24 protein-coding genes are annotated in these 26,755 nt (G+C 60.4%); 9 read left to right on the forward strand and 15 right to left on the reverse strand.

The features are described 5' to 3' along the window. Window positions 1-2 precede the first annotated feature (2 nt). Both QQL64_RS10965 and QQL64_RS10970 read right to left on the reverse strand, forming a co-directional pair. Window positions 3-983, reverse strand: a complete 981-nt coding sequence (locus QQL64_RS10965; RefSeq protein ID WP_284399240.1) for a glycosyltransferase family 2 protein — start codon at window positions 981-983, stop codon at window positions 3-5. Window positions 984-1,131: 148 nt separating this feature from the next. Further along, window positions 1,132-1,992, reverse strand: a complete 861-nt coding sequence (locus tag QQL64_RS10970) for a glycosyltransferase family 2 protein (RefSeq protein ID WP_284399242.1) — start codon at window positions 1,990-1,992, stop codon at window positions 1,132-1,134. Window positions 1,993-2,277: 285 nt separating this feature from the next. On the opposite strand from QQL64_RS10970, the gene pilB reads away from it, so the two are divergent. The 7 genes from pilB (at window position 2,278) to QQL64_RS11005 (ending at window position 10,130) form a co-directional block, all read left to right on the forward strand. Beyond that, window positions 2,278-3,999 (forward strand): type IV-A pilus assembly ATPase PilB, encoded by a 1,722-nt coding sequence (gene pilB / locus QQL64_RS10975; protein ID WP_284399244.1) that lies wholly within the window; start codon window positions 2,278-2,280, stop codon window positions 3,997-3,999. 149 nt (window positions 4,000-4,148) lie between these two features. Continuing rightward, on the forward strand, window positions 4,149-5,417 hold the full coding sequence (locus QQL64_RS10980; protein ID WP_284399245.1) for a type II secretion system F family protein: 1,269 nt from the start codon (window positions 4,149-4,151) through the stop codon (window positions 5,415-5,417). 78 nt (window positions 5,418-5,495) lie between these two features. Beyond that, the gene (locus QQL64_RS10985; protein ID WP_284399247.1) at window positions 5,496-6,353 is read left to right on the forward strand and encodes a prepilin peptidase; all 858 of its coding nucleotides are present in this window, start codon (window positions 5,496-5,498) and stop codon (window positions 6,351-6,353) included. Next, window positions 6,350-6,970, forward strand: a complete 621-nt coding sequence (gene coaE / locus QQL64_RS10990; protein ID WP_284399249.1) for a dephospho-CoA kinase — start codon at window positions 6,350-6,352, stop codon at window positions 6,968-6,970. Before QQL64_RS10985 ends, coaE begins: the two co-directional genes overlap by 4 nt. Before the next feature lie 87 nt (window positions 6,971-7,057). After that, window positions 7,058-8,818 carry a glutamine--tRNA ligase/YqeY domain fusion protein gene (locus QQL64_RS10995; RefSeq protein WP_284399252.1) on the forward strand — a complete coding sequence of 587 codons (1,761 nt, stop codon included), beginning with the start codon at window positions 7,058-7,060 and terminating at the stop codon, window positions 8,816-8,818. 5 nt (window positions 8,819-8,823) lie between these two features. Beyond that, window positions 8,824-9,381, forward strand: coding sequence for a nucleoside deaminase (locus tag QQL64_RS11000; protein WP_284399759.1), 558 nt, complete (start codon window positions 8,824-8,826; stop codon window positions 9,379-9,381). Continuing rightward, window positions 9,378-10,130, forward strand: coding sequence for a TVP38/TMEM64 family protein (locus QQL64_RS11005; RefSeq protein WP_284399254.1), 753 nt, complete (start codon window positions 9,378-9,380; stop codon window positions 10,128-10,130). Before QQL64_RS11000 ends, QQL64_RS11005 begins: the two co-directional genes overlap by 4 nt. 84 nt (window positions 10,131-10,214) lie before the next feature. Here QQL64_RS11005 and QQL64_RS11010 read toward each other — a convergent pair whose 3' ends face one another. The 7 genes from QQL64_RS11010 to QQL64_RS11040 form a co-directional block, all read right to left on the reverse strand. Continuing rightward, on the reverse strand, window positions 10,215-10,451 hold the full coding sequence (locus QQL64_RS11010) for a tautomerase family protein (protein ID WP_284399256.1): 237 nt from the start codon (window positions 10,449-10,451) through the stop codon (window positions 10,215-10,217). A gap of 52 nt (window positions 10,452-10,503) precedes the next feature. Further along, window positions 10,504-11,214, reverse strand: coding sequence for an SDR family NAD(P)-dependent oxidoreductase (locus QQL64_RS11015; protein WP_284399258.1), 711 nt, complete (start codon window positions 11,212-11,214; stop codon window positions 10,504-10,506). Between the two features lie 108 nt (window positions 11,215-11,322). Continuing rightward, window positions 11,323-12,294 (reverse strand): LysR family transcriptional regulator, encoded by a 972-nt coding sequence (locus QQL64_RS11020; protein WP_284399260.1) that lies wholly within the window; start codon window positions 12,292-12,294, stop codon window positions 11,323-11,325. Window positions 12,295-12,605: 311 nt separating this feature from the next. Next, window positions 12,606-13,529, reverse strand: coding sequence for a flavin reductase (locus QQL64_RS11025; protein WP_284399263.1), 924 nt, complete (start codon window positions 13,527-13,529; stop codon window positions 12,606-12,608). Between the two features lies 1 nt (window position 13,530). After that, window positions 13,531-14,169: a class I SAM-dependent methyltransferase gene (locus QQL64_RS11030; protein WP_284399266.1), complete on the reverse strand. Its 639-nt coding sequence runs from the start codon at window positions 14,167-14,169 to the stop codon at window positions 13,531-13,533. A gap of 109 nt (window positions 14,170-14,278) precedes the next feature. Continuing rightward, a complete protein-coding gene (locus tag QQL64_RS11035; protein ID WP_284399269.1) occupies window positions 14,279-15,967 on the reverse strand; it encodes an ATP-binding cassette domain-containing protein in 1,689 nt (562 codons plus the stop codon). A 162-nt stretch (window positions 15,968-16,129) separates the two neighbouring features. Further along, window positions 16,130-17,152 carry a phosphoenolpyruvate carboxykinase (ATP) gene (locus QQL64_RS11040; protein WP_284399271.1) on the reverse strand — a complete coding sequence of 341 codons (1,023 nt, stop codon included), beginning with the start codon at window positions 17,150-17,152 and terminating at the stop codon, window positions 16,130-16,132. 285 nt (window positions 17,153-17,437) lie between these two features. On the opposite strand from QQL64_RS11040, the gene QQL64_RS11045 reads away from it, so the two are divergent. Together QQL64_RS11045 and QQL64_RS11050 are read left to right on the forward strand one after the other, a co-directional pair. Continuing rightward, entirely contained in the window at window positions 17,438-18,949 is a 1,512-nt protein-coding gene (locus QQL64_RS11045; RefSeq protein ID WP_284399273.1) for a B12-binding domain-containing radical SAM protein, read from the forward strand. After that, the gene (locus tag QQL64_RS11050) at window positions 18,924-20,147 is read left to right on the forward strand and encodes a nucleotidyltransferase family protein (protein ID WP_284399276.1); all 1,224 of its coding nucleotides are present in this window, start codon (window positions 18,924-18,926) and stop codon (window positions 20,145-20,147) included. The genes QQL64_RS11045 and QQL64_RS11050 overlap by 26 nt, the downstream gene beginning before the upstream one ends. On the opposite strand, the gene QQL64_RS11055 is transcribed toward QQL64_RS11050, so the two are convergent. The 6 genes from QQL64_RS11055 to QQL64_RS11080 are packed head-to-tail and all read right to left on the reverse strand — an operon-like array spanning window position 20,144 to window position 26,681. Next, the gene (locus tag QQL64_RS11055; RefSeq protein WP_284399279.1) at window positions 20,144-21,274 is read right to left on the reverse strand and encodes a glycosyltransferase family 4 protein; all 1,131 of its coding nucleotides are present in this window, start codon (window positions 21,272-21,274) and stop codon (window positions 20,144-20,146) included. The genes QQL64_RS11050 and QQL64_RS11055 overlap by 4 nt on opposite strands. Then, window positions 21,271-22,401, reverse strand: a complete 1,131-nt coding sequence (locus QQL64_RS11060) for a glycosyltransferase family 4 protein (protein WP_284399282.1) — start codon at window positions 22,399-22,401, stop codon at window positions 21,271-21,273. The genes QQL64_RS11055 and QQL64_RS11060 overlap by 4 nt, the downstream gene beginning before the upstream one ends. A gap of 4 nt (window positions 22,402-22,405) precedes the next feature. Beyond that, window positions 22,406-23,917 (reverse strand): B12-binding domain-containing radical SAM protein, encoded by a 1,512-nt coding sequence (locus QQL64_RS11065; RefSeq protein ID WP_284399284.1) that lies wholly within the window; start codon window positions 23,915-23,917, stop codon window positions 22,406-22,408. A 25-nt stretch (window positions 23,918-23,942) separates the two neighbouring features. Then, a complete protein-coding gene (locus tag QQL64_RS11070; protein WP_284399287.1) occupies window positions 23,943-24,641 on the reverse strand; it encodes a class I SAM-dependent methyltransferase in 699 nt (232 codons plus the stop codon). Then, a complete protein-coding gene (locus QQL64_RS11075; RefSeq protein WP_284399292.1) occupies window positions 24,641-25,873 on the reverse strand; it encodes an amidohydrolase family protein in 1,233 nt (410 codons plus the stop codon). Before QQL64_RS11075 ends, QQL64_RS11070 begins: the two co-directional genes overlap by 1 nt. A gap of 4 nt (window positions 25,874-25,877) precedes the next feature. Beyond that, on the reverse strand, window positions 25,878-26,681 hold the full coding sequence (locus QQL64_RS11080) for a class I SAM-dependent methyltransferase (protein WP_284399762.1): 804 nt from the start codon (window positions 26,679-26,681) through the stop codon (window positions 25,878-25,880). Window positions 26,682-26,755: the final 74 nt, after the last annotated feature.

A 26,755-nucleotide genomic window follows, 5' to 3' on the forward strand; every position in this document is an offset into this window, starting at 1 on the left:
ATTCAGCGACTTCTCGCGCGGCGTTTCTCGCGCCATGAAATGTACCGAGTGTAGCGTTGGCGAATTATCTTGAGAGTCCACAGGAAGATTCGCACCACTTTGATCGCATCCAGCACACGCAGGAAACTCAAGGAAGTACGACCAAGCGCCGTTCTCACTTGACTGTGAATACATACATAGTCAAAGCCGACCTTGTCTGACGCCAGCATGATCGTCAAATTTCTTTTGAGCATTACCAAGGGAAGCCAGTATGGCGAGAATTCACCTCGGCGAGCCGCCTCGCTATAGAGCGAATATTCGCTGATTGCTGTATTCACGACCAGGATGGGATCAAATCTCTGCAATGAAGACGCATTTTCACCATCGTTATTCCAGTGGCCAGTCACCCGTTTCGTAACATAGGCGTTGAATTTTGCGAATAGACATGTGAGTAGAAAGCCATCACCGGTATTACCTAACTCCGGCTGAAAGAAAAAGTCATGTCGCAGATCCGCCCTGAACAAACAATTCGTGATCAGCGGATAGTGCCCCAGCAGGCATTTTATGACAGCAGTATTGGCTCTGTAGTATCCCTCATGCCAATAATCAAGCTGACTTTTCACAAAAACCCCATTAACTTTTGTCAAAGCGTTGCATGCGACAAATCCAATGTCCTTGTACTCAGCAAACAGGTCCATTGCAGTCTCAACAAAGCAAGGCTCGTATTCATCATCGTCAGCCAGCACGGCAAAGTAATCACCGGAAACGTGCTCGGCAATCGAATTAAAATTGGGGATCATGCCTATGTTGCTTTCTCTCCTTACGTAGGAGATCCGCTTATCGATCGCCATCAACGACGCAACAACTTGTTCGGTGTTGTCAGTCGAGTGGTTATCAAGCACCACCACTCCCAGCGAATGCCAGGTTTGACCTAATACACTCAGAATCGCTTTTTTTAGTTTTTCGGCGCGATTGAATGTTGGGATAAATATCTGGATATTCATCAACTCATGATCGTGTAATGCATAACCGGCTGCAGCTAGCGCTGCTCGACAACCATGACCGATGGATATGCCCAACCTTAGGCGACTAGTCAGAACATCCGCAGTCGATCTACACGCAACCTATTTGATGTAGCACAACCACCTCGGTTCAAGACTCACGGCCTTTCATATATGTCAGCGCCGTAATCTGTTCCGATACCAACCCAATCAAGAACACGATAACCGCGGCACTCCACATCAACGTACTCATATTGGTGAGCCTACCTTCGTGAATGAAGGTCCACGTATAGTTGATACAGCCTAGCAATAGAAATACCGCACTTGCCGGCACAAAGAGCTTCAGTGGTGAATACAGCGTTGCAATCTTGAAGATAATCAGCAGGAAACGCAGCCCGTCACGCAAGGGCTTGATATGACTCTTGCCAATTCGCTCCGCAGCTTTGATGGGCACATAGGTCACAGGGTAAGCACTGCGGAAAAAAGCCATCGTACTGGTGGTTGGGTACGAGAATCCGTTAGGCAGCAGGTGAAGGAATTCGCAGAATTTGTCAGCTCGGGCAACACGAAATCCCGATGTCAAATCAGCCACAAAATGCCCAGTCATGCGCGATGCAAGCCAGTTGTAGAACGTATTGGCCACCCCCCGCCCAACACCAGCTTGGCTACCCCAGTCGCGCGCGCCGACTATCATGTCGTAGCCCTGATCCAACTTTTCCAGCATGCGCGCAATATCCGCGGGATCATGCTGGCCATCGCCGTCCATGAAAACCAGGATGCTCCCTGTCGCGACGCGGGCTCCCCGCTTGATCGCCGCACCGTTGCCCATCGAGTAAGGTGAACTCAAGCATTGGATACCGTGTTGAGCACAAACGGCTCGAGTATCGTCCGTGGAACCGTCGTCTACGACGATAATCTCGGCGGTCGGCTGAGCGGCACGCAAACGCGGCAACAAACCGGCTAGCGCGGGTGCTTCGTTTTTGGCAGGCAGAATGATGCTGAGGCTGTTCAAACAGATGGCTTCCCCGTGAGAAAGCCGATCATAACGCGTGGAAGCCGCGTGACGAACGGCACCAGGCCGCCGCCAACGCCCGTCGGAGCGGAACTGCGGGCCAGGTCACCCGCGCAACGCTCCCGGGGCGCCTGAACGATCGTGTCCCCTGCTGGCGGGATCTAGCGCCCCCCCCGATGCCCGCGGCCATCCTCCCATGCTCATCCGGTCACATTTGACCGATAGCCTACCGACTCAATGTGCGCTAAATTCGAGATCAATCAGGGGTCTTAGGCAGGTTTTATCATGTCATCGCAACCGCAGCCCACCGCGCTTGGCCTGTCGGGCATGGCCCGCCGTCTTGTTTCCGAAGGTCTGCTGCCCGAAGCGGATGTCCGCAAGGCGGTCACTGAGTCGGCTCAGCAGAAAAAAACACTGACGGCCTGGCTGCTGGATCAAGGCTTGATCGATAACAGCCGCCTTACACAGATTGCGTCGGCCGAGTTCGGCATGCCGATGATGGACATCACTGCCGTAGCTCCCGCAAGCATGCCAATGAGCCTGATCAGTCAGGACCTGATCACCAAGCATCAGGTGCTGCCGTTGCTAAAACGCGGCAAACGGCTGTTCGTCGGTATCGCCGACCCCATGCAGCTGCAAGCGCTGGACGAGATCAAGTTCCACTCCAACTGCATGGTGGAGCCGATTCTGGTTGAGCGTGCTCAGCTGAGTCGGGCCATCGACAATGCGATGAACACGCTCAGCAACGCCACCCCCGATCTGGGCGGCGGCGATCTGGACGAATTGGCGCTGGAATCTGGCGACGACGAGGCTGAAAGTTCTGGTATCGATGCTACTGGCGGCGACGACGCCCCTGTGGTGAAGTTCGTCAACAAGATCCTGGTGGATGCCATCCGGCGCGGCGCATCGGACATCCACTTTGAGCCCTTCGAGACCCAGTACCGGGTGCGTTTACGCATGGATGGCATGCTGCGCGCCGTCGCCAGCCCTCCCATGAAACTGTCGGCTCGCATTTCCTCGCGCCTGAAGGTGATGGCTGGGCTGGACATCGCCGAACGACGCGTGCCCCAGGACGGGCGCATCAAATTGAACCTGTCCAAGACTCACGCGATGGACTTCCGCGTTAGCTCGCTACCCACTCTGTTCGGCGAAAAGATCGTACTTCGTATCCTGGATAGCTCGTCGGCCAAGCTAGGCATCGACAAGCTAGGCTATGAAGAGTCACAGAAACAGCTTTACATGGATGCGATCCACAAGCCCTACGGCATGGTGTTGGTCACCGGACCGACCGGCTCCGGTAAAACCGTATCCCTGTATACCGCGCTCAATATTCTCAATACCGCCGAACGCAACATCTCCACGGTAGAAGACCCGGTGGAAATTCGCGTCGAGGGTATCAACCAGGTACAGCAGAACGTAAAGCGCGGCATGACCTTCGCTGCCGCCTTGCGCTCCTTCCTGCGCCAGGATCCGGACGTGATCATGGTGGGCGAAATCCGCGACCTGGAAACGGCCGAAATCGCCATCAAGGCGGCCCAGACCGGTCATATGGTGCTTTCTACCCTGCATACGAACGATGCCCCACAGACCATTTCACGCCTGATGAATATGGGCATTGCGCCTTATAACATTACGTCGTCGGTGACTCTGGTCATCGCCCAGCGCTTGGCACGCCGCCTGCATAGCTGCAAGAAGCAGATGAACCTGCCGCCCAAGACGTTGCTGGACGCAGGTTTCACGCAGAAAGATATCGATGAAGGAATGACGATTTACGAAGCCGGCGGTTGCTCCGAGTGCAATGAAGGGTACAAAGGGCGCGTGGGCATCTACCAAGTGATGCCGATGGTCGAGGCCATCCAGAAGATCGTGCTGCAAGGCGGTAACGCGCTGCAGATCGCTGAGGTAGCCCGCAGCTTGGGTATCAACGACCTGCGTGCGTCGGCCTTGCTTAAGGTCAAGGCAGGTGTGACGAGCCTCGCGGAAATTGACCGCGTGACCAAAGACTGACCATCGGGCCTGGCCCATTCGGGTCGTTTTCCTGCCGGACTTGCGTCCGGGACCACGAAAATGACCCTTCAAAGTAACGTAAGCTGCAGATTGTCCTGCCCGTAGCTCCCGCAACGGCGCCGGATCGGATCATTGGGGGGAAGATACGTATGGCCACGGTTACCGCCGCAACCAAGAACACCCGACAACAGGCTGCCCAGCGCGCCCAGATCACTCAGATGCCCACCTATGAATGGGTGGCACTGGATAAGCGTGGCAAGCGCATGAAGGGCGTCATGCCGGCGAAGAACGCATCGCTGGTGAAAGCCGAATTACGCCGCCAGGGCATGAATCCGCAGACGGTGCGCGAACGCAGCAAGCCGCTGTTTGGCGGATCTGGCAGTACGGTCAAGCCGCGCGACGTGGCGATCTTCAGCCGTCAGATCGCCACGATGATGGCGTCGGGCGTGCCCATGGTGCAGGCCTTCGACATCATTGCCGATGGACAGAAGAACCCGCGCTTCAAGAACATGCTGGTCGATGTGAAGCAGGGCATCGAGGGTGGCTCCACGCTGCATGAGGCCCTTGGTCAGTACCCCGTCCAGTTTGATGAGCTGTACCGCAATCTGGTGCGTGCAGGCGAATCGGCGGGCGTGCTGGACACGATTCTCGATACGGTTGCCACCTACAAAGAAAAAACCGAAAGCATCAAGGGCAAGATCAAGAAGGCGCTTTTCTATCCCATCATGGTGATGGTGGTTGCTATCGGCGTCATCATGATCATGTTGCTGTTCGTAGTGCCCGTTTTTGCCAAGACCTTTAAAGACGCTGGCGCTGAACTGCCGGCCCCCACTCAGTTGCTTGTAAGCTTGTCGGGGTTCATGCAGCAGTACTGGTGGGTCGTTCTCGGCAGCATTGTCGGCGGTGTCGTGGCACTCATCATGGCCAAGAAACGCTCGGTCAAATTCGCTCATTTCCTCGATCGTCTAACGCTCAAATTACCCGTGATGGGCAATATCATGCGTCAGTCGGCCATTGCGCGGTTTGCACGCACACTGGGTGTTACCTTCCGCGCCGGCGTACCCCTGGTTGAGGCGATGGACGCCGTCGCCGGCGCGACCGGTAGCGTGGTGTACGGCGATGCCGTGCGCCAGATGCGCGACGACATCGCCGTGGGGCACCAACTGCAGCTAGCCATGCGACAGACCGGCCTATTCCCGAACATGGTCACCCAGATGGTGGCGATCGGCGAAGAATCCGGCGCGTTGGACCACATGCTGTTCAAGTGCGCTGAATTCTATGAAGAGGAAGTCAGCAACGCCGTCGATTCGCTGGCGTCATTGCTCGAACCCTTGATGATGGTGATCCTGGGTACCTTGGTCGGCGGTATCGTGGTTGCGCTCTATCTGCCTATCTTCAAGCTCGCCGGCACGTTCTAATCCCGCTAATACCTGCGCGCCACATTCTTGTCGCCCTGCGACGATAATGTGGCGCGTTTTCATAACTAGGATCCGGGCATGCCCGATTTGCCGTTGACAGCTTGGATCGTTATCGCCGGCGTACTCGGCTTGCTGGTGGGCAGCTTTCTCAACGTCGTGATCCTGCGCTTGCCCGAACGCCTGGACGCTCTCTGGCGCCAGGAAGCACACGATGTGCTGGGTCTGGAGCACGCACAGCAAACGCTTCCACCGGGCATCGTGCGCGAGTCTTCGCACTGCCCGCATTGCAAGCATCCGCTGGCGGCCTACGACAATATCCCGCTCTTCAGCTGGCTCTGGCTCAAGGGCCGCTGTCGGTATTGTCAGGCGCCCATATCGATTCAGTATCCATTGGTCGAACTGCTGACCGCGATTTTGAGCGCGATCGTCGTCTGGAAATTGGGCCCGACGTGGGTAGCATTGGCAGGACTGTTCTTTACCTGGTCGCTAGTTGCGCTATCGGGTATCGATCTGCGCACCCAGCTGCTGCCCGACCAGATCACCTTGCCACTGCTATGGGCTGGCCTGCTGCTTAGCTTGGGCCATCTTTTCGTCGAACCCAAATCAGCGATTCTCGGCGCGGCGATCGGCTATCTCAGCCTGTGGAGCGTGTACTGGCTGTTCAAGCTGTTAACGGGTAAAGAAGGCATGGGTTTCGGCGATTTCAAATTGCTCGCCGCACTTGGCGCATGGATGGGGCCGGTCGCGTTGCTGCCGGTCATCCTGCTGTCTTCGTTTATCGGCGCGTTGATCGGCGGTGCGATGATCGCGCTTAGAAAACATGCGCGCGAAGTGCCGATGCCGTTTGGCCCCTTCATCGCTATGGCAGGATGGGTCTGGTTTATCGCGGGCGACTATCTATTGCACGCGTATCTTGGCCTGACCGGAATGGGATGAGCACGACCATGCCGTTCACAGTGGCGCTTACAGGCGGCATTGCCTCCGGCAAAAGTGCTGTCGAAAAGCGCTTCAGGATGCTCGGCGCGCATGTCTACGACGCCGACCACGCGGCGCGCGTGGTAGTAGAGCCCGGCAGTGATGGCCTGGCATCGATCGTCGCCGCTTTCGGCGACGACGTGCTGGATGCCCACGGACGACTCGACCGTCCCGCCATGCGAAAGCGCGTTTTTGCCGATCCCACCGCGCGCAAGACGCTGGAGGCGATCGTGCATCCGCGCGTCAGGCAATGGATGCTGGAGCATGCACAGACCGACAAAGGGCCGTACGTGGTGCTGGCCATTCCCCTGTTGACCGAAAACATCGGGCATTACCGCTGGGTGGACCGAATCCTGGTGGCGGACGTACCGGAAGCCATCCAGATTCAAAGACTGGTTGCACGCGACGCTATCGACGAAACTCTGGCCGCCCGCATCCTGGCCAGCCAGGCATCCCGCGATAGCCGCCTGGCGCTGGCTGACGATGTGATCGACAACGCCGGCCCGGAGGCTGATCTGGACGCGCAGGTTGAGACTCTGCATCAGCGTTACCTGGCATTGGCCGCCGCCCGGCGCTGAATACCCTCGATCCGACCCGCGGTGTCGTAAATCCTTCAAGCGGTTAAACTTGGTGGTTCCCGCCACCCTCGTGCGAATCCTGACCCGATGTCCACCGAATCCGTCGCCGCCAAGCCTGCCGTAACCCCCGAGACCGATGCGCCGCGCGATTTCATCCGCCAGATCGTTCGCGAGGACCTAACGCGAGGCAAGCACCACGCGATCTGCACGCGCTTCCCGCCGGAACCCAACGGTTACCTGCATATCGGGCACGCCAAGGCGATCTGCCTGAACTTCGGCATCGCACGGGAATTCAGCGGCTGGTGCAACCTGCGCCTGGACGATACCAACCCCGGCAAGGAAGACCCCGAGTTCGTCGAGGGCATCAAGGACGACGTCCGCTGGCTGGGCTACGAGTGGCATGACTTGCGCCACGCGTCCGACTATTTCGAGGTGTTCTACCGTGCCGCGATCAAGCTGATCGAGGACGGACACGCCTACGTGGACGATCTGACCGCCGATGAGATGCGAGCTTATCGCGGTACGCTCACCGAACCGGGTCGCAACTCGCCGTCCCGCGAACGCAGCGTGACGGAGAACCTGGACCTGTTCCGCCGCATGCGCGCGGGCGAGTTCGCCGATGGCAGCAAGACGCTGCGCGCGAAGATCGATATGACCTCGGGCAACATCAACATGCGCGATCCGGCGATCTACCGCATCCGCAAAGTCACGCACCAGAACACCGGCGATGTGTGGCCTATCTATCCGATGTACGACTACGCGCACTGCCTCTCCGACGCGCTGGAAGGCATCACTCATTCGTTGTGCACACTGGAGTTCGAGGATCACCGCCCGCTCTACGACTGGTTCGTGGACAACGTGGATCTGCCCAACCATCCGGAACTGTGGCAGCACATGCGTGACAACGGCTTCCGTACCGAGCCGGCCAAGCCGCGACAGATCGAGTTTTCGCGTCTCAACCTCACCTACTCCATCACTAGCAAGCGCAAGCTCGCGCAACTGGTGAGCGAAGGACTGGTCGGAGGTTGGGACGATCCGCGCATGAACACGCTGCGCGGCCTGCGTCGTCGCGGCTTTACGCCGGGCGGCATCCGCCTGCTGATCGAACGGCTAGGTGTAAGCAAGCAGAACAGCGTGATCGACTACGCGATCTTCGAAAACTGCATCCGCGAAGACCTCGACACCAGCGCTGCCCGCCGCATGGCGGTGGTCGATCCATTGAAGCTGGTGATCACCAATCTGCCCGAGGGTCACGAAGAAACACTGACCTTTCCCAATCACCCCAAGGACGAAAGCTTCGGCACTCGCCACGTACCGTTCTCACGCGAACTGTGGATCGAGCGCGAGGATTTCGCCGAAGTGCCACCCAAGGGTTTCCATCGCCTGAAGCCCGATGGCGAAGTGCGCCTGCGCGGCGTCGGCATCGTCAAGTGCGAGCAGGTGATCAAGGACGTCAACGGTGGCGTGATCGAGCTGCATTGCACACTCGATCCCGAATCGCGCTCGGGCATGCCAGGCGCCGACCGCAAAGTGAAGGGCACGATCCACTGGGTCAGCGCGCAGCATGGCGTTGCCGCCGAAATTCGCCTCTACGATCGCCTGTTCAACGTGCCCACACCGGACGACGAAAGCGACGGCAAAACCTGGCTCGAGCACATCAATCCCGACGCCAAGCGCGTCGTGCGCGGCTGGCTGGAGCCCGCCGCCGCCGATGCCGCGCCGGAGCAGCGCTACCAGTTCGAACGGCTGGGCTATTTCGTAGCCGATCGTGTGGACCATCGCGCCGAGGCACCCGTGTTCAACCGCACCGTGACTTTGCGCGACACCTGGGCCAAGCAGGCAGCCTGAGCATGATGCTGCCGCTGCAGATCCACCTCACCCTGCCGCCCTGGATCGAAGAGGTTGCCGACGCTAGCCGGCGTTATCTCACCGACGAGGAGCGCATGGAGCTGGCGATCGAGCTGTCACGGCGCAATATCCAGCACGGCAGCGGCGGCCCGTTTGGCGCCGCGGTGTTCGACGAGCATGGCCGGCTGATCGCCGCTGCAGCCAATCGGGTCGTGCCGCAAACCTGCTCTGTGGCCCATGCGGAAATGCTCGCCTACATGGCGGCACAGCAACGTCTGGCCAGCTACCGTCTGAATGAACAGGGTGGCCACTACACTCTCGCCACCAGCTCACAACCTTGCTGCCAGTGCTATGGCGCCACGGTCTGGGCCGGCGTCGATACGCTACTGATCGGCGCCCGCGCCGAAGACGTGGAAGAACTCACCGAGTTCGACGAAGGCCCGCTTCCCGCCGACTGGGTCGGTGAACTGGAACGCCGTGGCATTGCCGTACGACGCGACATTCTCCGCAATCAGGCACGCAGCGTACTGGCCGAATATGGCGCAACGGGGGAGAGCTATTGAACCGCCTCCGCGCCTCACTGCCGCTGATCCTGCTGATCGTTGCGGGAATCGTGCTGGTTAGCTCCGGTATCTTCGACCGTTTCCATCCAGGGCATCTGGTCGCGCATCAGCAGCAAATCCATGCGCGCATCAATGCGGATCCTTGGCTGAGCCGTCTCGTTTATATCGGCCTGCTGACACTCGCGACATGTACCGGCATTCCTCTGACCATCGTATTGATTCTGGCAGGGGGGTTTGCCTTCGGTATCGTTGAAGGCACCATGTATTCCTCGATCGGGCTTACGCTGGGCTCGTTGATTCTGTTTCTCGCCAGTCGCTATGCCTTCGGCGAAGGCAGCAAACATCCGCCGGCGATTGCGGAAAAACTGCACCACGGCTTTGAACGCCATCCGGTGAGCTACACGCTGTTTTTGCGGTTGGTACCTGTCGCTCCATTCGGCTTGCTGACGGTCGCGCTTGCATGGCTGCGTTGTCCGCTGTGGTTGTTCCTGGGCGCCACCTGGCTAGGCGGTACGCTGATGCTGGCGTTCGAGACCTCGGTGGGCGCCGGATTGAGCCAAGCCTTGAGCCACGGGCACCGACTCGGCGCGGATCTGTTCTTCGATCCCAGCATCATGTGGCCATTGGGTGTGCTGGCGCTGCTGTCGCTGCTTCCGCTGCTGGTCGACTTTATCCGCACCAAGCGCCATGCCGCGGCGGAAAGCTCACAAGAAAAGCCGCCTTCGCGCGGAATCGGGCCCACCGGTTGACTTCAGCACCGTTGCGGCAACCGAACGATGCGGATTGCCCATGGACCGACAAGGACCAAGAGGCAAATCCGCACCTCACCAGCATCACTTGCTGCTGACTTCCTGCTTTTTTCGACGTTCGGCGACGGGCAATCCACCCCATCCGAAGTTTTCCATCTCGACCTCTTCAATCACCACGAACGTGGCATCGAGTGGCTTGTTCAGAACATCCAGCAATAACTGACTACTCCCTTTGATAAGCGCCGCTTTCTCTTCTGCCGTGGCTGCCTTGCGGCCCGGGCCGGAACCTTCGCGGGTAATCTGGATAGTGACGATAGGCATGTTCGTTCTCCTGGTTAGCGAAGGGCGGGCGATGTGCCCACCCCATGATTCGTCAGTGTCCGGCGCTCTGTCCGCCGTCGACGTGGAGGATCTCGCCCGTTACGAAGCCTGCGGAATCGAGATAGAGAATGGCGTCAACGATGTCTGAGATATCGCCCATACGACCCACCGGATGCAGGCTGGCGAGAGCAGCATGCGTTTCCGGCGCGTGCATCGGCGTCTTGATGACGCCAGGCGCTACGGCGTTTACGCGAATCCCGCGCTTGGCATATTCAATAGCCAGCGACTTGGTAGCGGCGTTCAGCCCGCCCTTCGTCAACGATGCCAACACCGACGGCACACCATCGATCGCATGATCGATGAGGCTCGTCGTGATATTGACGATATGGCCACTGCCCTGCTTCTCCATTTCCGGTATAGCGAGCTGCGTGATATGGAAGAAGCCGTCGAGGTTCACTGCCAACGTGCGGGCGTACTCTTCCTGGGTGTAATCGGTAAAAGGCTTGGCGAGAAAGATGCCGGCATTGTTCACCAGTGTGTCGATACGGCCGAAACGGGACATGGCCTCGGACACAATGCGCTGGGCCACGGCGCGCTCCGAAATGTCACCCGGCACGGCGATGACGTCGGGATCGCTCGATGGTTTGATCGAACGCGAGTTTGCAACCACGCGGTAATTGCTATCCCGAAAAGCCTTGACCAGGCTTGCGCCAATGCCTTGCGACGCACCGGTAACGACGGCGACTTTCTGTTGAATGTTCATGATGTGTGCCACTCGAAGATGAAAGGGGGGAGGTCGGCTTGATCCCGGTCGGATCAATACCGCCGACGCCCCAAATCTAGGCGCACACCACGCATTAGCGAATCCCTGCTACCCGGCAGACATTCTTCCGCGCCGCGGTGGAATCGGCGGGTCGGCTGGCGCCTCAGCCTCCTTCGCCAGGCTCGCAAACTGGGCACGCAACCGCGGAAGTGCGAAGTCGACAAATGCACGCACCTTCGGCACCAAGAGACGACCATGCGGTGACACGATATGCACGGGAAGGGGCGAAGGCTCGGCATCGGCAAGAACGATACGCAGCAACCCTTGCTTGATCTCCTTAGCCACGTGATAGGAGAGCAGACGCGTCACGCCATGACCTTCGACCGCCGACTCCACGACAGCTCGTACGCTATTGATCACCAAGCGCGGCGTGAATGAAACGGAGCGAGGGACCGACGACCCCGCTAACGGCGGAAAGCTCCACGAGTCCAGTCCACCATGCGCCAGGGCGATGATCTGATGCTTTGCTAGGTCCGCGGGTTCCTCAATACGGGGGTGCGTTGCCAAATAACGTGGCGACGCTACGATGACTCGCCGAACATCTCCAACGCGATGCGCGACAAGCGTGGAATCGGCCAGATGCACAATGCGCAGCGCCAGATCCATACCTTCATCGATCAGATTGACCGGCCGTTCCAACATGTGCATTCGAACGTTGACCGTCGGATATTGATCCATGAAGGCATCGACGATCGGCCGGAGCAATTCCACTCCAGAGAACACGGTTGAGGTAATGGTCAGCGTGCCACGGGGCACTGATCGCTCGCCTGCCGCGCTCCTATCCGCCTCCTCCAAATCCATGAGCAATTTCCTGCATGCCGCAGCGTACCGCTCGCCGGCTTCACTCAGCTTGATGGAGCGCGTGGTCCGATGCAGCAGCGGCACGCCCACATGTGTCTCGAGAAAAGCAACCGCCCTGCTCACCGCAGCCGCCGAACGGCCTGTCTTACGGCTGGCTCCCGCGAGGCTGCCTTCATCGAGCGCTGCGATGAAGACTTTCATGGCATCAATACGATCCATTAGGAGCGCCTCGCTGATGTGCGTTAAAAACGTAAATACCGATGGTCGATCCGGCATTGTCTCGTATCGATGTGATCACTACACATGTTCCGTTGAGCCGGATCGGGTGTGAGTGGCAGCTGTCATTGTGCCCCTACGACTACTTACAAAAAACCCGCAAGGCCGTGAGCTATGCGGGTTTGAAATGGGTGGACCAGACGGATTCGAATCGTCGTGCAATCCATTGAAAGTCTACGGCTAATTTCAATGAGTTACTGAATTCATAAAGTAACAAAACGTAATCCAGCGAAAGACGACAGACTTAGCGCGGGCTAGGCTTCCGCGAGCGGCATGTCCTGCCGGCGGCGATAGGCTTGATGAAAGCCTGCCGTGTGATGCAGTTGCGCGCCTTCCGCCAAATCTTCGTTGGAAACGATACGGCAGAGGAAAAACGTGTGCGAGCCGATCTCCTGACTATGCACGATGCTCAACTCTTGAATGCGCAGCGCTGCGGCAACGGCAGGAATGCCGAATTCTCGCGACTTTCGAACGGGAAACGGAAGCGCATTCCAGTCCCCGAGCGCATGCTTATGATGCTCGCTGAGCTTGTAAACGATCGCCTTCATCGCTGCAGGGATGTTGGACAGGGCAACCCGGCGCACTTCGCGCATGACTGGCATGGAAACGTTAGTGCTGCGTAGCGCGAGCGAAAAAAGTCCACTTCGCCCCAGCGGGCCAATCAAATCCATCGGGAAGATATTTTGATGGCCTGGTGCGCCGACAGAGACAAGAACGACCGGCCGCGGACACAGATAGGCGATCATAAGCTGCTGTACTCCAGCCGTCTCCATATTGAAGTGGTGCGACGAGCGATTTTTCAGCATCTGGCGGTTCTGAAGCCACGCATTCCACGAGCGCCGCGGCCAACCGAGGCAGCGGTGTTCGCCAGCTGCAACATGGTAGAGGGTGAGTGACGTCTCTTCGGTAGCTATGGACGCCGTCCGCACCAGATGCAAAGCGCCGAGAAGCTTTCCCGTGGCGCTATCGATGTACTCCAAGACGGGACGTTGGCCCGCATCAAGACTGGTCGCGATCACGAGTGGCTTGAGCGAAGCCACGGTATGGTCCCCCGTGACATCTACCGATTTACCGTCCCAGCGCAAGGTCGCGATGACCATCCGCTGCGGAGGAGCAACGGCGACCGTAGACCATTGCGGCAGTGGACGCAGGAACGGTCTTATCCAGTCTTTCCACATGTCATACCCGCCGAAATAGCAAAAACATGTATAGATCGGTGGCCCATCCGAAACCACGCGGAATGAAACGTTCCAGCCGGAAATACGGTGCTGCGGCGCGCGCCACGACGTGTGGTGTAAAACGATGGATGCGACTTTCACTGGGGATGGCGTAGTGACCACGTCGCACAAGATTCATGACGTTCGCCCGCCACCAGCCGTACCGCGCATCCCCGAGATAATAAGGATTGAGCATACTGGCCAGGACAAACCCGCCCCGATGAACCACGCGCGACAGCTCTTCAAAAAGCAATGTGTGATCCGCGAAATGATTGAGCACGGCAAAGTTCGCCGTAACCGCCTGCACCTTGCAAGCGAGAGGCGACGTCACCGTGACAATGGACTTGCGGGCGATTTCATCGCGACAGTACTGCGCCAAGTACTCGCACATCGCTCCTGAAGGTTCATACACGAAAGTCGGGTGTCCGTTAGCGGCATAGTCCTTTGCATCAATGCCGGTACCCGCACCAAAATCGAGCACCGCCGCTCCCTCGGGCAGCAGATCCAGCGCCATCTTCTGAAACCTGTTGCGCACCACCCGGTCCCGCCGCGAGGTCAGAATGAATGTGTGGTATTGCTCTCCAGTATGCACGTCGTCCACTACCTCAATGGAGCCTTGAGCTTCAATCCTATGTGAGTACCGGCTACGTCATGGAAAGTTGCGTTGAAACACGCGCAAGTCGCGAGCCCATGCCCATACGTGTCGCGGCTCACGCCACGCTTGCAACCACGCTGAGATCCTCTCCGATAACGAGGCGCTGATCGGCAATCGCCATCACATCGGGCCGATGCGAGACCACGATCAGGATCGTGTGCGGCAAGCGGTGTTTGAGTTGTGAAAGCACCATGATTTCCGAGGCGACATCCAGCGCGCTGGTTGCTTCGTCGAGCAGGGCCACGCGCGGTTGGCGGAGGATCACTTGCGCCAGCAATAAACGTTGCAGTTCGCCGCCGGAAAGTTTGCTCGACGCATTGTCGATGGCGGAGTCGAGGCCTCGGCGTGATGCGGCCAATCGCTTGGCAAGCCCCACATCCTCCAGCGCGCTCGTCAGCATCTCGTCCGTGGCGCCGGGCGCAGCCCACAGCAGGCATTCGCGGATCGAACGCTGCCAGGGTCGAACACTCTGGCTGACGTATGCGCCTCGTCGTACGAGTTGGCAGTACGTGTCGAAATCGATGGATTGTCCATCGATGCGCGCGGAAAATTCCTTGGGCGTTGCCATCCCTGCGAGTACATCGACCAGGCTACTCTTGCCGATGCCGGAATCGCCTGAAATCAGGGTCAGTTCGCCGGGCATCAGCACGAGTTCGTCGATGTCGAGCGCGTCTAGCGGCGGCATCAGCCGTATATGCTCTACGTACAGCACGTCGCCGGACGCAACAGCACCTGGCGGTGCCGCAGATGAACGCGTCGGCTGCAGATACATGTATCGCCGCCAAAGTTCGAATGCGGGTACCGCGGAGCGCAACTGCTGGAAGCTTTGCCGCGTCGACACCAGATAAGGCAACAAACGCCCAAGCAAGAGGCACACTGCGATGAGCGATGCCTGATCGACACCATGCAGGCGATAAGCAAGCATGAAAACAGCGGCAATACCCACCGCCGCCAACAGTTCCAACATCAGCCGCCCGGAGGCTATCAGCTCCAGCTGACGCTGATAACCATAGCCTAGGCGTTCTGAAATGGCGCCGTAACCATCTTTCTCCGCCTCCTCTTTCTCGAACGAACGCACATGGCGCAAGCGGCGAGGAAAGTCCTCGCTGTGCCAGAACAAACGCGTCAAGTCCGACACGTATTGCCGACTCACGAGCGATTGCTCGCGACTGCTGATGCGCGAAGCCATCAGCCCGAAACCTGCCAGCAGCGGCGCCACGAAGACCAGCGGCGGCGATACCCAGAGCGCAAAGCCAACGCTCACGATGGAGGTCACGCCGACCACCAGCAACTGCAATAACGCGTTGAATCCCTGGGTGACGATTTCGATGTTGTGGGTGAGAACGTTGGCGATTTCCGCCGAAGTGGCATCGGCCAGCGAGGCCAAGGGTGCATCGATCAATTGTGCATGGACCATGCACCGCAGATTCATACCGTAGCGACCGACAAGGCGCGCACCCAGCCGTGCTGCCTGCCAGCGCAACAGAGCAAATGCGATGGCGGTACCCGCAAATACAGCTGAATGCAGGTCGATGCCGCCCTGTACGTCGAACAGACCGCCGCCCAGAGGGAGCGTGTGACCCGGTTGTACCAGCGGCACCAGAAACACCGCCACGAGACTGCCGGCAAGGGCCGATCCCAAGGACAGCAACACGTAAATGATGACGCCGGTCAAGCCAACGCTCTTTAGCGTGCGCGCAAACGCGCGCAGCACATCGTTCGGCAAGGTCGTTTTGCCAAGCATCGCTAACCTCCCTCGCGGCCGCCTGGCCAGGACGACCGCGACTTCATCGATATGTCGGCTCGATGCAGAACGCCTCTCCTGTTGCATGGCACATCGCCATGCCCGTAAGTGCGTTCTTCGGGGGCGCGGGTTGCACCCGCACCGTCATTGCGAGCGTTGGCGTTATTCATCGAGCAATTGCAGCAACGCATCGACGGATGCACGCGGATGACTTCCACGGCGCAGTTGGTAGACGCCGGTGCGCTTCAGTTGCTTCTCGAAATGCGACCAACCCGGTTGCCCTGCGGCATACGGCTGGTCGGTGACAAGTCGGGCGGCGATGTCTTGTTCCGGGATAGCGCGCAACAACACCCCCGCCTCGTCGGCCGGCTGACTGGACACGAACACTGCACCGACCACTTCCAGCGGTGTAGCAGCTGGCCGACCGTATCCCTGCCGGAGGTCGGCCTCGAATTTCTCCACGCCGCTGCGACGACGGATGACGGGCGATGCGCCGATCCAGCGGCGCATTCTTTCGTCTTCGACGAAGCGCAGGGCATCGGCTTGCAGATGCAGATAATTCGCCACGCCGGTGGCGAACAGACTTTCCGGTTGCACAAACACTGCATCTTCGGCGAGAAAGTCCAGCCCATGCAGCACGCTATGCAAGGCCAGCGTGGATTTTCCTGAACCGCTGGAACCCAGCAACAGCACGCCACGTCCGTTGCTTCCCACGCATGCGCCATGCAGCGGAACCAGGCCCAGCCCGCGCGATGCGAGCGTGAAGACCGCGAATTCGATCAGCTCGTAACGCAGATGGTAAGGACGCTGCAGCATGTCTTCCGACGCCACCACCAACGCCTTGTTCTGTTCCGGCATCAGGATCGTGTAATTGCACGCGTCCATGATGCCGCAGAGCATGCCCGCACCGGATTGCGTCTGCACGGGCGGTGGCTCGTTCGCCATCGACGCGTTGCGCATCACTAGCCGCAATTCGATGTGAAATTCCGTCACCGGTACCGGCATCCGGTGCGGTGGCAAACGACCATAGGCCTGATCGACCACCTGCAACAACGCAACGCTGTTGCTTTCGAACAGAAAGCTTCCGCCCAGGATCTGTTTGCGCGCGGAAAAGGGTGAACGCGATCGCTCGCGAAAAGGATCGTCGCTGACGTCGCGCGTGGCGGAGCTAGAAGTCAAAGCCATAAGGTGTCAGCCGATTCGAGTCCGGCCCTAGGTAGCGCGGCACTAGATCCATCCAGACGGATTTGCCAGTGAGTACCGCATACCACCTGAAAGGTTGCGGCCTTCTCTCGCCATAGCGCGGCTGCGAGATGCAATCGCTTGCTGCCGCAACTATTTTTCCAAGTCAGGCAACCACACGCCCAAAGCGGAGCACTCACGACCAAGCAGCGTCAAACGACGGCACCGACACGCCGGCACCCGCGCTTCTGCAGCTTATCCCGCGGTAACGATCGAGGCCCCTTTCAGATGCTTAAGATCCAGGTAGCCCACTCCTACTTCCTGACATACGATCGGAAACAGTGGGAGCGCGGCAAGCCTTACCCTCCCCTTGCCACCTTGCATGTCGCCGCACTCCTGCGGGAGATGGGGCACGAGATTACGCTGTTCGATGCGATGCTGGCCGATAGCGTCGATGACTACGATGCATCGCTGTACGGCGCGCAACCGGACGTCGTCGTCATCTATGAAGACAACTTCAATTTCCTGACCAAGATGTGCCTGGCGCGCATGCGCGAGGCTGCGTGCCAGATGATCACCGAAGCCCGCGCCTATGGCGCGCGCGTCATTGTTGCCGGCTCCGATGCCTCCGATCAGCCCGACGCGTTTCTTGCGGCCGGCGCGCATGCCGTGTTGATCGGCGAAGGCGTCGCGGCGCTGGTCGAATTGATCGAGCGGTTGAAACAGAATGCGGGCATCGATACCGAGACCTGGACGTCGGGCATCGCGGGTGTCGCCACGCTGGTGAGCGAGCGCACGCACGTAACGCGCATCGGCGTGCAACCGCCGGATCCGCGCCTGACGATTCATCCCGCTTGGGATCTCGTCGACATCGAACGCTACCGCACGATGTGGCTCGCGCGTCACGGCTATTTCAGCCTCAATATGGCGGCCTCACGCGGCTGCCCCTTCCGCTGCAACTGGTGCGCCAAGCCGATCTGGGGCAACCACTACAAGCAACGCAGCGCGCAGGATATGGCCGCGGAAATGACCTACCTGAAGCGGATGTTCAAGCCCGATCGCATCTGGATGGCCGACGATATCTTCGGCTTTCATGTCGATTGGGTCGTGGAATTCGCCGAACATCTAGATGCCGCCGATGGCTCGATACCCTTCACCATCCAGACGCGCGCCGATCTGATCAGCGAGCGCATGGCTGCCGCACTGAAACAGGCGGGATGTGCCGAAGCGTGGATCGGCGCGGAAAGCGGTAGTCAACGCGTACTGGATGCCATGACCAAGGGCACGAAGGTCGCGGAACTTATCGCCGCACGCGAACGATTGGGCAAACACGGCATACGCGTAGGTTTCTTCATCCAGCTCGGCTACCTGGGCGAGCAGCTCATCGATCTGCTGGCAACGCGCGAGCTGATCACGACGGCGGCGCCGGATGACATCGGCGTCAGTGTTTCCTATCCGCTTCCGGGCACCAAGTTCTACGAACAGGTGAAGGCCCAGCTGGGCGAAAAGACGCATTGGCAGGACAGTGCCGACCTCGCCATGATGTTTCGCGGTGCCTACGATTCCGACTTCTACCGGCGCGTGCGCGATCTGATGCACGAGCAGATCACCATCCAGCAATCGATGAAAGCCGAGCCACCGGAACGCCTCCGCGAAGCGCTCGCCACCCTCGATGCGCAATGGAATGCGCTACTCGCTATCGAACAGCAGCATCGCACCGAACATGCGACCCCGCCACTCGCGACAACCTCAACCCTCGTTCGACTGCCACGCCATGTTGCCTCCGCTCAAAACCGTTAAGGCCGGCTTATATCGCACCACCGAAGCGCTCGCTCACGAGTTGGCGCTTGCGCGGCCGGGCACGACGACGCCCGCGTGGAGCGATCTCGAATGGCGATTGGCCTCGGCCGCGGCGGTCGCGCATGGTGTGTCGCCGCTGCTTTCTCGGTTCTCCTATTGGCAAAACGCCGGCTGGAAGCATTTTCTCGCCGAACAGCGCGAGCACGTGGAACTTCGCTACCAACGCATCGCATCGCTGCTGGCGCGCATCGACACCGAAGCGCGCGAAGCCGGACTGGCCATCGTGCCCTTGAAGGGTTCGGCGCTTCACGCCATCGGGCTTTATGCGGCGGGCGATCGTCCCATGGCCGATATCGACTTGCTGGTGCGCGACGTGGATACGGAGCGGGCGGCCGCATTGTTGGAAGAACTCGGCTACGTCGAGTCGTTCGTGCAATGGAAGCATCGGGTATTCAAACCATCGACCGGCGAAGCGTTTGCCGGCCTTGGCGAGCATCGCGATACCCCGATCAATATCGAACTGCATACGCGCATCCAGGAACGGTTGCCGATCTCCACCGTCGACATCACCGCACGCATTTACCCACGGAAACCTCGCCCCGGGTTGAATCCCTACCCGTCCTCGGGCGCATTGATGAGCCACCTGCTGCTGCATGCCGCTGGCAATATCTGCGGCCGCAGCCTTCGCCTGATCCACTTGAACGACATCTCCCTGCTGGCCACGCGCATGACCGCCAACGATTGGGAGGCGCTATGGGATGAACACGCCACCGATTCGCCCTGGTGGGCGTTGCCGCCCCTGCGCCTGGTCGCACGTTACTACCGTGGAGCGATTCCCCGTTCGGTACTCGCGCGTGTCGAGCGGGATTGCCATGCTCCGCTACGCATGGTCTCGCGCCGCCAGACGCTGACACAGGTTTCGTGTTCCGCGCTTTGGCTCAATGCATTGCCGGGCATCGAATGGTCGCGCTCGGTCGGCGAAGCCGGCCACTGCATCCGCAACCGCATCAGACCCACCGACGAAGCCGTCAAGGAACGCGCTGACATGGTGCGCACGCAAGTGTGGTTGCAGGGGCAAAGCTGGGTCACGTTGAATCACGGCCGTCGCATCCTGACCTGGCTGACGAACCCGGTGCCGCGCATGGATACCTTGTACGTGGTGCGCGCGGCGCTGGAGTCGACTACGCTCGCTGTTTAACGCGCGACGTCCCAGCCGTCGTGGCAGCGGGCCGCCAGCAGCTGGCGATAAAGCGCTTCGAACATGCCCGCGGTGTAGTCCGCATCCTCGGCAATGGCGCGACGCTGCGCTTCGCTCGCCAGATGAAGCCGTAGCTCTTCGTGCGCAAGCACGTGCTGGATGGTACGCGCCAATGCTTGCCAATCGCCCACCGGAACGGCGCACGCGGCCTGCGGCGACCATTCGGCGATATGCCCGACCGCCGTTCCGACCGTGGGCACACCCAGCACGGCGGCTTCTAGCAAAACGAGCGGCCCCGCTTCGTGCAGCGACGACATCACCAGCAGATCCGCCGATGCCATGATCGGCCGCAGTTCGCGTTGCGTCTTGAAACCGAGGAAACGAACGTGCGACGCCAGCCCAAGCTGTTGGGCGAGTCGCTCGGTCTCACCTTGCAAGGTATCGACACCGACGATATCCATCTGGAATGCCACGCCTGCATTCATCAGTGCAGCCAGCGCGCGGAGCAACGTCGGCTGATCTTTGACGCGGTTGAGACTGGCGACATGGATAAGACGCGCCTGCGCATGGTTGCGGCCGCGCGGCGACATCGGCGGCCACCGCTTGAGGTCGACGCCGAGCGAGATGCGCTCCGCATGCAAGCCGAGATCGCGTAGTGAATCGATAATCGGCACGCTTGCCGCTGTGATCGCATCGGCGGCGCGCAGCACCAACGCTTCGCGCAATCGCCCTTTCCAACGCTGCCGCCCGCCATAGCCGATCTCGTGCAGCGCGACGAGCTCGCCGCCGGCAATGTGCACCACGCTAGGCAATCGCAATGACTTCGCCGCCGCCACGGCGACGAAGCTGCAGGAGCCCGAAAAGATCGCGTGCACGAGATCGAAGGGAACTTGTTGGTGTTCGGCGCGGATGGCTTTGATGGCGCGAAGACGCGGCCATCCGTCACCGATGTTGTGAATGGTGGCGCCGGCGAGTTCCCACCGGCCAGGCTCGGCTTCCTGCCGCAAGGCAAAGACATGCACTTCATGCACGCGTGCCAGCCGCTCGATCAACGCCAGCAGTACGGGTATTACCCGGAATTCTCCGGTGCGATCTACCCCGCCTGGAACGACCAGCGCCAGCTTCATCGCACACTCCGTGGCTGGCTGCCGAGTACTTGCGCATAGGCATCGGCCCACTGGCGCCCTACCGCGGTAAACGACAGCGTGGCATCGAAGTGCGCTCGCACGCATTCGGGCGACGCGCGATGCGTGGCCGCGTGAACCAATGCCTCGCCCAATCGCGTTGCATCGCCGCATGGCCACAGATGGCCGACGTCGCCGGCCAGTGCACGGAACGACGGGATGTCTGTGACCACCGGCGTGACGCCGCACGCCATGGCTTCCAGCAAGGCATAACCGCAGCTTTCGCTGCGACTGCCCGAAACGAACAGATCTGCCGCACGCATCAGCAACTCCACCCGCTGGTGCGCGACGCTTCCCAAGAGATGCACTCGCCCGGAAAGGTGCGGATCGCGGTCGATGCGTCGTTGTACGGCCGGCAGCAGCGGCGCGTTGCCGAAAACACACCACAGTTTCAGGCCCGGCAGTTTCGCCGCCGCCTTGGCAACGCCGTCGAGCACGGTCATCGGGTCCTTGCCCGCATTCAAATGTCCCACCCACAGGATGCACGGATCGCCATAAAGTCCGGTCTCGGCGCGGGCGCGGGCGCGACTGCCGCGCGTGAAGCGGCAACTGGATTCGGGAATCGCGAACACCTGCGCACTGGGATCGAGCAAACCCGCATGGGTATAAGGCCATGCGAGTTCCGGCGCGGTGAACACCATGCCCGATGCAGCCTTGTACCAGCGCCGCCACTGTGCGCGTCGCCACCAGTGCGGTGGCCGGTTGGCGTGATCCTGGAAGACGATCGGCAAATGAGGAAGGCATTGCGAGATGGCGAACGCATCTTCGGCGAAATCGAGGCCGTGCACATGCAGCACATCTGCCTTGATATCGTCGATCAGACTGGCGAAGCGTCGACCGCGAATCGCCACCGTATCCGCATCGCGAATGTCGCTGAAGTGATAGCCGATGCCGTTGCGGACCACGTGCACGGGACGCGTCGTGGCCTGAATCACCGATACGCGCGTGCCTGAACTGGCGACGGCCTCGGCAACATCGACCAGCGACGGCCATTGCCTGAAAATATCGGTCGCGCCGAGGCCTACCGGCACCGGGACAAAATTGATTTGCGCAACGTGCAGCGCCGACATCCGGTCAGAGACCTGAAACCTGCGGCATGCGCAGTTTCACTAGACGATTGGCAAGCTCCAACTCCCACGGCCGATCGTATTTGCGGTAGCTGTAGCGCCACGATGCCGCGGCGCTGAGCGTGCGCTTGGCCCAGCGTGGCGAACGCAGATCCTGCGCGGTGGGATAGCGGCAACGCAGTACGGTCACGAAGTCACGGATGCGGCGCCGCAATTTGTCGGTCAACCATGGCGCGTCCGCGTGGCAGGCGTAGTCGACCCAGCGCTGCTGCGTCCATTCTTCCGGCGATTTCGGGAAGACCACCGGCTCGCCGTGCACATCGAGCAACGGCGCCGAAGGGCGTTTGCCCCGATCCTTCTCGTGACGGCTGCTCTCGGGCAACGGCGTGTAGACGTAGACGATGATCTCGGACTGCGGATTGATGCGCTTCAACTCGCGAATGAATTCGAACGTCTGCTCGGTTTCTTCCTCCGTGTGTTCCGGTGGCCCGACCATGAACGACAATTCGGGAATCACGCCATTGCGCCGGCACAGCTCGGCCACCTGCAAGGTCTGATCCGGCCGAGTGCCTTTGCGAATGTCCTTAAGCATCTGGCCGCTGGGCGATTCCGCACCGATATACGCCATTCGCAGCCGACTCTTGCGCACTAGTTTCCAGGAGCTTTCCGAGAGATTCAGCAGCGCATCCGAACGCGCGTAGCACCACCATGGCAGTTCGAGCTTGGCCATCACTTCGAGCAGCGGCACCATGTCTTCTTCGCGGTCGAAGAAGTTGTGGTCGAAATATTGAATCGAATCGGCACCCAATTCGTACTTGAGGTAGCTGAGTTCGCGCTCCAGACGCACGGCGGCCGGCAACGCCGTGGCGCCGCCGAACATGGCGGCCACGCCGCAGAAAGTGCAGCGAAAGCGGCATCCCACCGCGGCCTGATGCGCGGCGGTGCGTCGGCCGAGGAAGGTGCGCGCGAGATAGCGACGCGGATCGCCTAGCTTGTCGTATGGCAACACCGTGCCGGGATCGGCCAGCGAAAAGCGGCGATTCGGGTTGTGGATCACCTCCTCGCCGTTCTTCCACGACAATCCGCCGATTTTCGCCAGCGAAGATTCCTTTTTATCGCTGAGTGCCGTCATCAGTTCCGGAAAGCTCTCCTCGCCCTGCCCGCGAATGGCGTAATCGACATAAGGCGCAGCCAACGCCGTATCCGTGTAGAGCGTGGGAAAGTAACCACCCCAAACGATCGGCATGGCGGGAAAATGTTCGCGAACCGCCTTCGACAATTCGATGGCGGGCTCCATCTGCGGACCGCCCATCACGCTGATCCCCACGGCGTCGAAGCGGCGCTCCTGCAGCGCATGCAGCGTGTCGCCGACGAAATCACGATCGACATTGCCGTCGATGATCTCGCTACTGCCCGTTCGGTCCAGCGCAGCCGACAGATGCAGCAGGGACAACGGAAACCGCGCGCTGGAGCGCGAGGTGATAGTCGGGTTGACCAGCAGCGTATGCGGGCGCGTCATGGGCGGATATCAAGGGTAGGGAAAGTCATGGCGTCCGCCGCAACTGGAACACCAGCGCCACGGGAACATCCAGCGCGATGCGATCGAAGTTCGCGCCGTCGGGTATGTCTTCCGGATCGAGCATGGGTTCGAGCACTTGTTCGATGTCCAACCCGACGTTGGCGCAGGCCGCATGCCAATGGCTGTAGCGGTGCGCCTTGTGTTGCACGGCGTAGCGCTGCCCGTCGGACTTGAAATCGCGCAGCCATCCGAGCGCGTGACCGATCGGATGCACATCGCTGCACAGCACTGTGCCGCCGGGACGCGTGACGCGACACAGTTCGGATAGCGACTGTTCCAGATTCTCGAGATGCCCGATCACCAGACCGCAGATGGTCAGATCCGCCCAGGCATCCGGCGTCGGCAGCGCAGTCAAACAACCCTGCACCAGGCTGATATCGGCGTCGAAGTGGTGTTCGCGCAATTCCAGTGCCGCGCGTTGCAGCATATCCACGGAGAGATCCACACCCTTCACGCGATGAGCGCCGCGATGGAGTGCATGAAGCATGTAACGACCGCTGCCGCAGCCGGCATCGAGCACGCTTTGTCCGTGCAATCCTTCCGGCATGAGCGCGAGCATCGCGCGCTCCTCGGCTTGCATCAGCGGATTGTGCGCGCGCGCCGGATAGTGGGGCGCCCACAATGCATAGGCTTTCGCAGGTGTGAGAATCGGCGTGTTCGACATCAGTAGTACCGAGCCTCCATGGCCATATCGCACTCACGCACATCCCCATCGGCGGCGCGTTCCAGTCCGGGTTCGAGTGCGATAAGGGCCGGTTCGGCGAGATGGCTGGCGAGCAATTTGGGTTTGCCGTCCAGTTTCACCCGCACCGCTTCCACACCCGTCATCGCAAACCATTCGGCGAAGTCGGCATCGGCGATCTGGGGAACACCATCGCGCACTACCGCGCGGATCTGGTGGCGCTCGATGCCTACCAGGCTACGCACTGCATCGCCGCCGAGATCTTCGACGACCACCAGGTCCGCATGCGCGCCGGGCGCAAGCGCACCACGCGAAGGCAAACGCAGGATATGCGCAGGTTGCGTCGTAACCAGGCCCAGCAACTGCGCGGCGCTGAGTTGGCACGTGTCGATGACAGCGCGCAATTCATCCAGCAGATCGCGCGCGCCGCTGAGTCGCGAATCGCTGCCCAGCGCAAGCCGGCCAGCCGCACACAAACGGCGCGGATCGAGCGAGCGGCCCAGCAAGGCGCGATTGCTGCCGGGACACCAGATCACCGCGGCGGCGCTGGCGATGACCCGCTCGATATCCTGCTCGCGCAAACCCACGCCATGGATCAGCACGCTGTTAGCCGAGAGGCAACCGAGCATATCGAGCTGCGCCAGCTCCGCCTGCGCTGTCGCATCGGTGCCCTCGGCCAGGTGAATCATCCACGGCCACTCGGCCGGCGTCGCCGAAAAACTTTGCTGTACGGGAGGGCCGTAACCCGGCCACCCGAGCGCGTAGCTCCAGCCGTAGTTGCGTAGCAGCGCCACCGGAAAGTCCGGCGCATCGAGCGCGGGATGCCAGGGATCGTGATGTGCCACGCAGGTGGTGCCTGCCAGCAGGTTCTTCAATGCGCCATGCCGCAGCCGCAGCGCCTTAGGTATCTGCAGTGCAGCAGAGACGGCGGCCTTCTCGAAATGCGATTGAAACGCCGCAATCCACGCATAGCTGTTGGGAAAGGGCGCGTCCGATGTCAACGGCGGGACCGCGTTGACATGCAGATGATCGTGCGCATTGATCAAGCCGGGAAAGATCAGGTGATCGCGGAGATCGAGCTGGTAGGCCCACGCCGCCTTCGACGAACCAATGCGTCCCGCTCGTATCGGCAACGGCGCTCGCGTCACGCCGCCGGGCGCGACCGAGGCCGCGTGGCATAGCGTAGCGTTCGTTCTTGCCGGAGGCGTGTTCACGGATTCAGCGCCGACGCATCACGATAAGGAAGTGATCGCCCATGTCGCGCAGCAACGGCAGCGCGCCGAGGCGGTCGTCGAGCCGGCCCATACGCTCGTATCCGGCGCGGTGGCGCCGGTACACATCAACCAGGTAAGGCGGCGGCATGAACAAGCTCAGTGCGCGGTAGCTCTCCAGCGAAAAGTGACTGGCGAAGGCGCGATAGAACTCGCGCGGCAAGTAGTAATACGTCCAGATGGTATGGCGATTCATGCCCACCGCCGTGGCGCCGCGTGCGGCGCGAACGGCCGCGCGCTTGAAGCGCCCTTTCAGCGTGTAATAACCGAGCTCCCACGGACAGATTCGACCGATCACCGAAAACACCAGCGTGCCGCCCGGCCGAAGCAACCGCGCGCATTCGGCGGCGACGGCGCCGAGATCGGGCGCGCAGTTGAGCGGACCGAAGTTCGAATAGATGCCATCGAACGTATCGTCGAGCCGATCCAGCTGATGGACGCCAACGTGCACGGCTTTCACGCGCGCGGTCAGTCCGTGCTCGTTTGCGCGTGCGCGCGTACGCTCGACCATCTGCGGCGACCAGTCGGTGGCGACCACGTCATAACCACGGCGTGCGAACTCGGCCGCATCGATACCGGTGCCGCAACCCAGATCAAGCAGGCGCGAACCGGCGGGAAAGGTATGGCCCACCGTATCCCACAGCGTGAGCCGCATGCGCTGGATCAGTTCATTGTTGCCACGCGGACCGTCATAGTCGGCCGCCACGCTGTCGAAGGCGCGTTGCGTATCGAGCAATTGCGTCTCGTCCAGCGCGACCGTCCTGCTTCCGGTTTCAAGCTTGTATGCCCTGCTCACTTCGATCTCCGTTCCACCGGATGGCATGC

It is taken from the genome of Dyella lipolytica (assembly GCF_030160075.1).
GTDB classification, from domain to species: Bacteria; Pseudomonadota; Gammaproteobacteria; order Xanthomonadales; family Rhodanobacteraceae; genus Dyella_B; species Dyella_B lipolytica.

Coding starts and splice junctions, on each gene's coding strand:
- QQL64_RS10980 (WP_284399245.1), top strand. CDS start 4,149: ATGGCCACGGTTACCGCCGCAACCAAGAACACCCGACAACAGGCTGCC.
- QQL64_RS11000 (WP_284399759.1), top strand. CDS start 8,824: ATGCTGCCGCTGCAGATCCACCTCACCCTGCCGCCCTGGATCGAAGAG.
- QQL64_RS11050 (WP_284399276.1), top strand. CDS start 18,924: ATGTTGCCTCCGCTCAAAACCGTTAAGGCCGGCTTATATCGCACCACC.
- coaE (WP_284399249.1), top strand. CDS start 6,350: ATGAGCACGACCATGCCGTTCACAGTGGCGCTTACAGGCGGCATTGCC.
- QQL64_RS11045 (WP_284399273.1), top strand. CDS start 17,438: ATGCTTAAGATCCAGGTAGCCCACTCCTACTTCCTGACATACGATCGG.
- QQL64_RS11040 (WP_284399271.1), bottom strand. CDS start 17,152: ATGGCTTTGACTTCTAGCTCCGCCACGCGCGACGTCAGCGACGATCCT.
- pilB (WP_284399244.1), top strand. CDS start 2,278: ATGTCATCGCAACCGCAGCCCACCGCGCTTGGCCTGTCGGGCATGGCC.
- QQL64_RS11010 (WP_284399256.1), bottom strand. CDS start 10,451: ATGCCTATCGTCACTATCCAGATTACCCGCGAAGGTTCCGGCCCGGGC.
- QQL64_RS11055 (WP_284399279.1), bottom strand. CDS start 21,274: ATGAAGCTGGCGCTGGTCGTTCCAGGCGGGGTAGATCGCACCGGAGAA.
- QQL64_RS11015 (WP_284399258.1), bottom strand. CDS start 11,214: ATGAACATTCAACAGAAAGTCGCCGTCGTTACCGGTGCGTCGCAAGGC.
- QQL64_RS10965 (WP_284399240.1), bottom strand. CDS start 983: ATGAATATCCAGATATTTATCCCAACATTCAATCGCGCCGAAAAACTA.
- QQL64_RS11025 (WP_284399263.1), bottom strand. CDS start 13,529: ATGTGGAAAGACTGGATAAGACCGTTCCTGCGTCCACTGCCGCAATGG.
- QQL64_RS10995 (WP_284399252.1), top strand. CDS start 7,058: ATGTCCACCGAATCCGTCGCCGCCAAGCCTGCCGTAACCCCCGAGACC.
- QQL64_RS11065 (WP_284399284.1), bottom strand. CDS start 23,917: ATGACGCGCCCGCATACGCTGCTGGTCAACCCGACTATCACCTCGCGC.
- QQL64_RS11020 (WP_284399260.1), bottom strand. CDS start 12,294: ATGGATCGTATTGATGCCATGAAAGTCTTCATCGCAGCGCTCGATGAA.
- QQL64_RS11060 (WP_284399282.1), bottom strand. CDS start 22,401: ATGTCGGCGCTGCACGTTGCGCAAATCAATTTTGTCCCGGTGCCGGTA.
- QQL64_RS11070 (WP_284399287.1), bottom strand. CDS start 24,641: ATGTCGAACACGCCGATTCTCACACCTGCGAAAGCCTATGCATTGTGG.
- QQL64_RS10985 (WP_284399247.1), top strand. CDS start 5,496: ATGCCCGATTTGCCGTTGACAGCTTGGATCGTTATCGCCGGCGTACTC.
- QQL64_RS11035 (WP_284399269.1), bottom strand. CDS start 15,967: ATGCTTGGCAAAACGACCTTGCCGAACGATGTGCTGCGCGCGTTTGCG.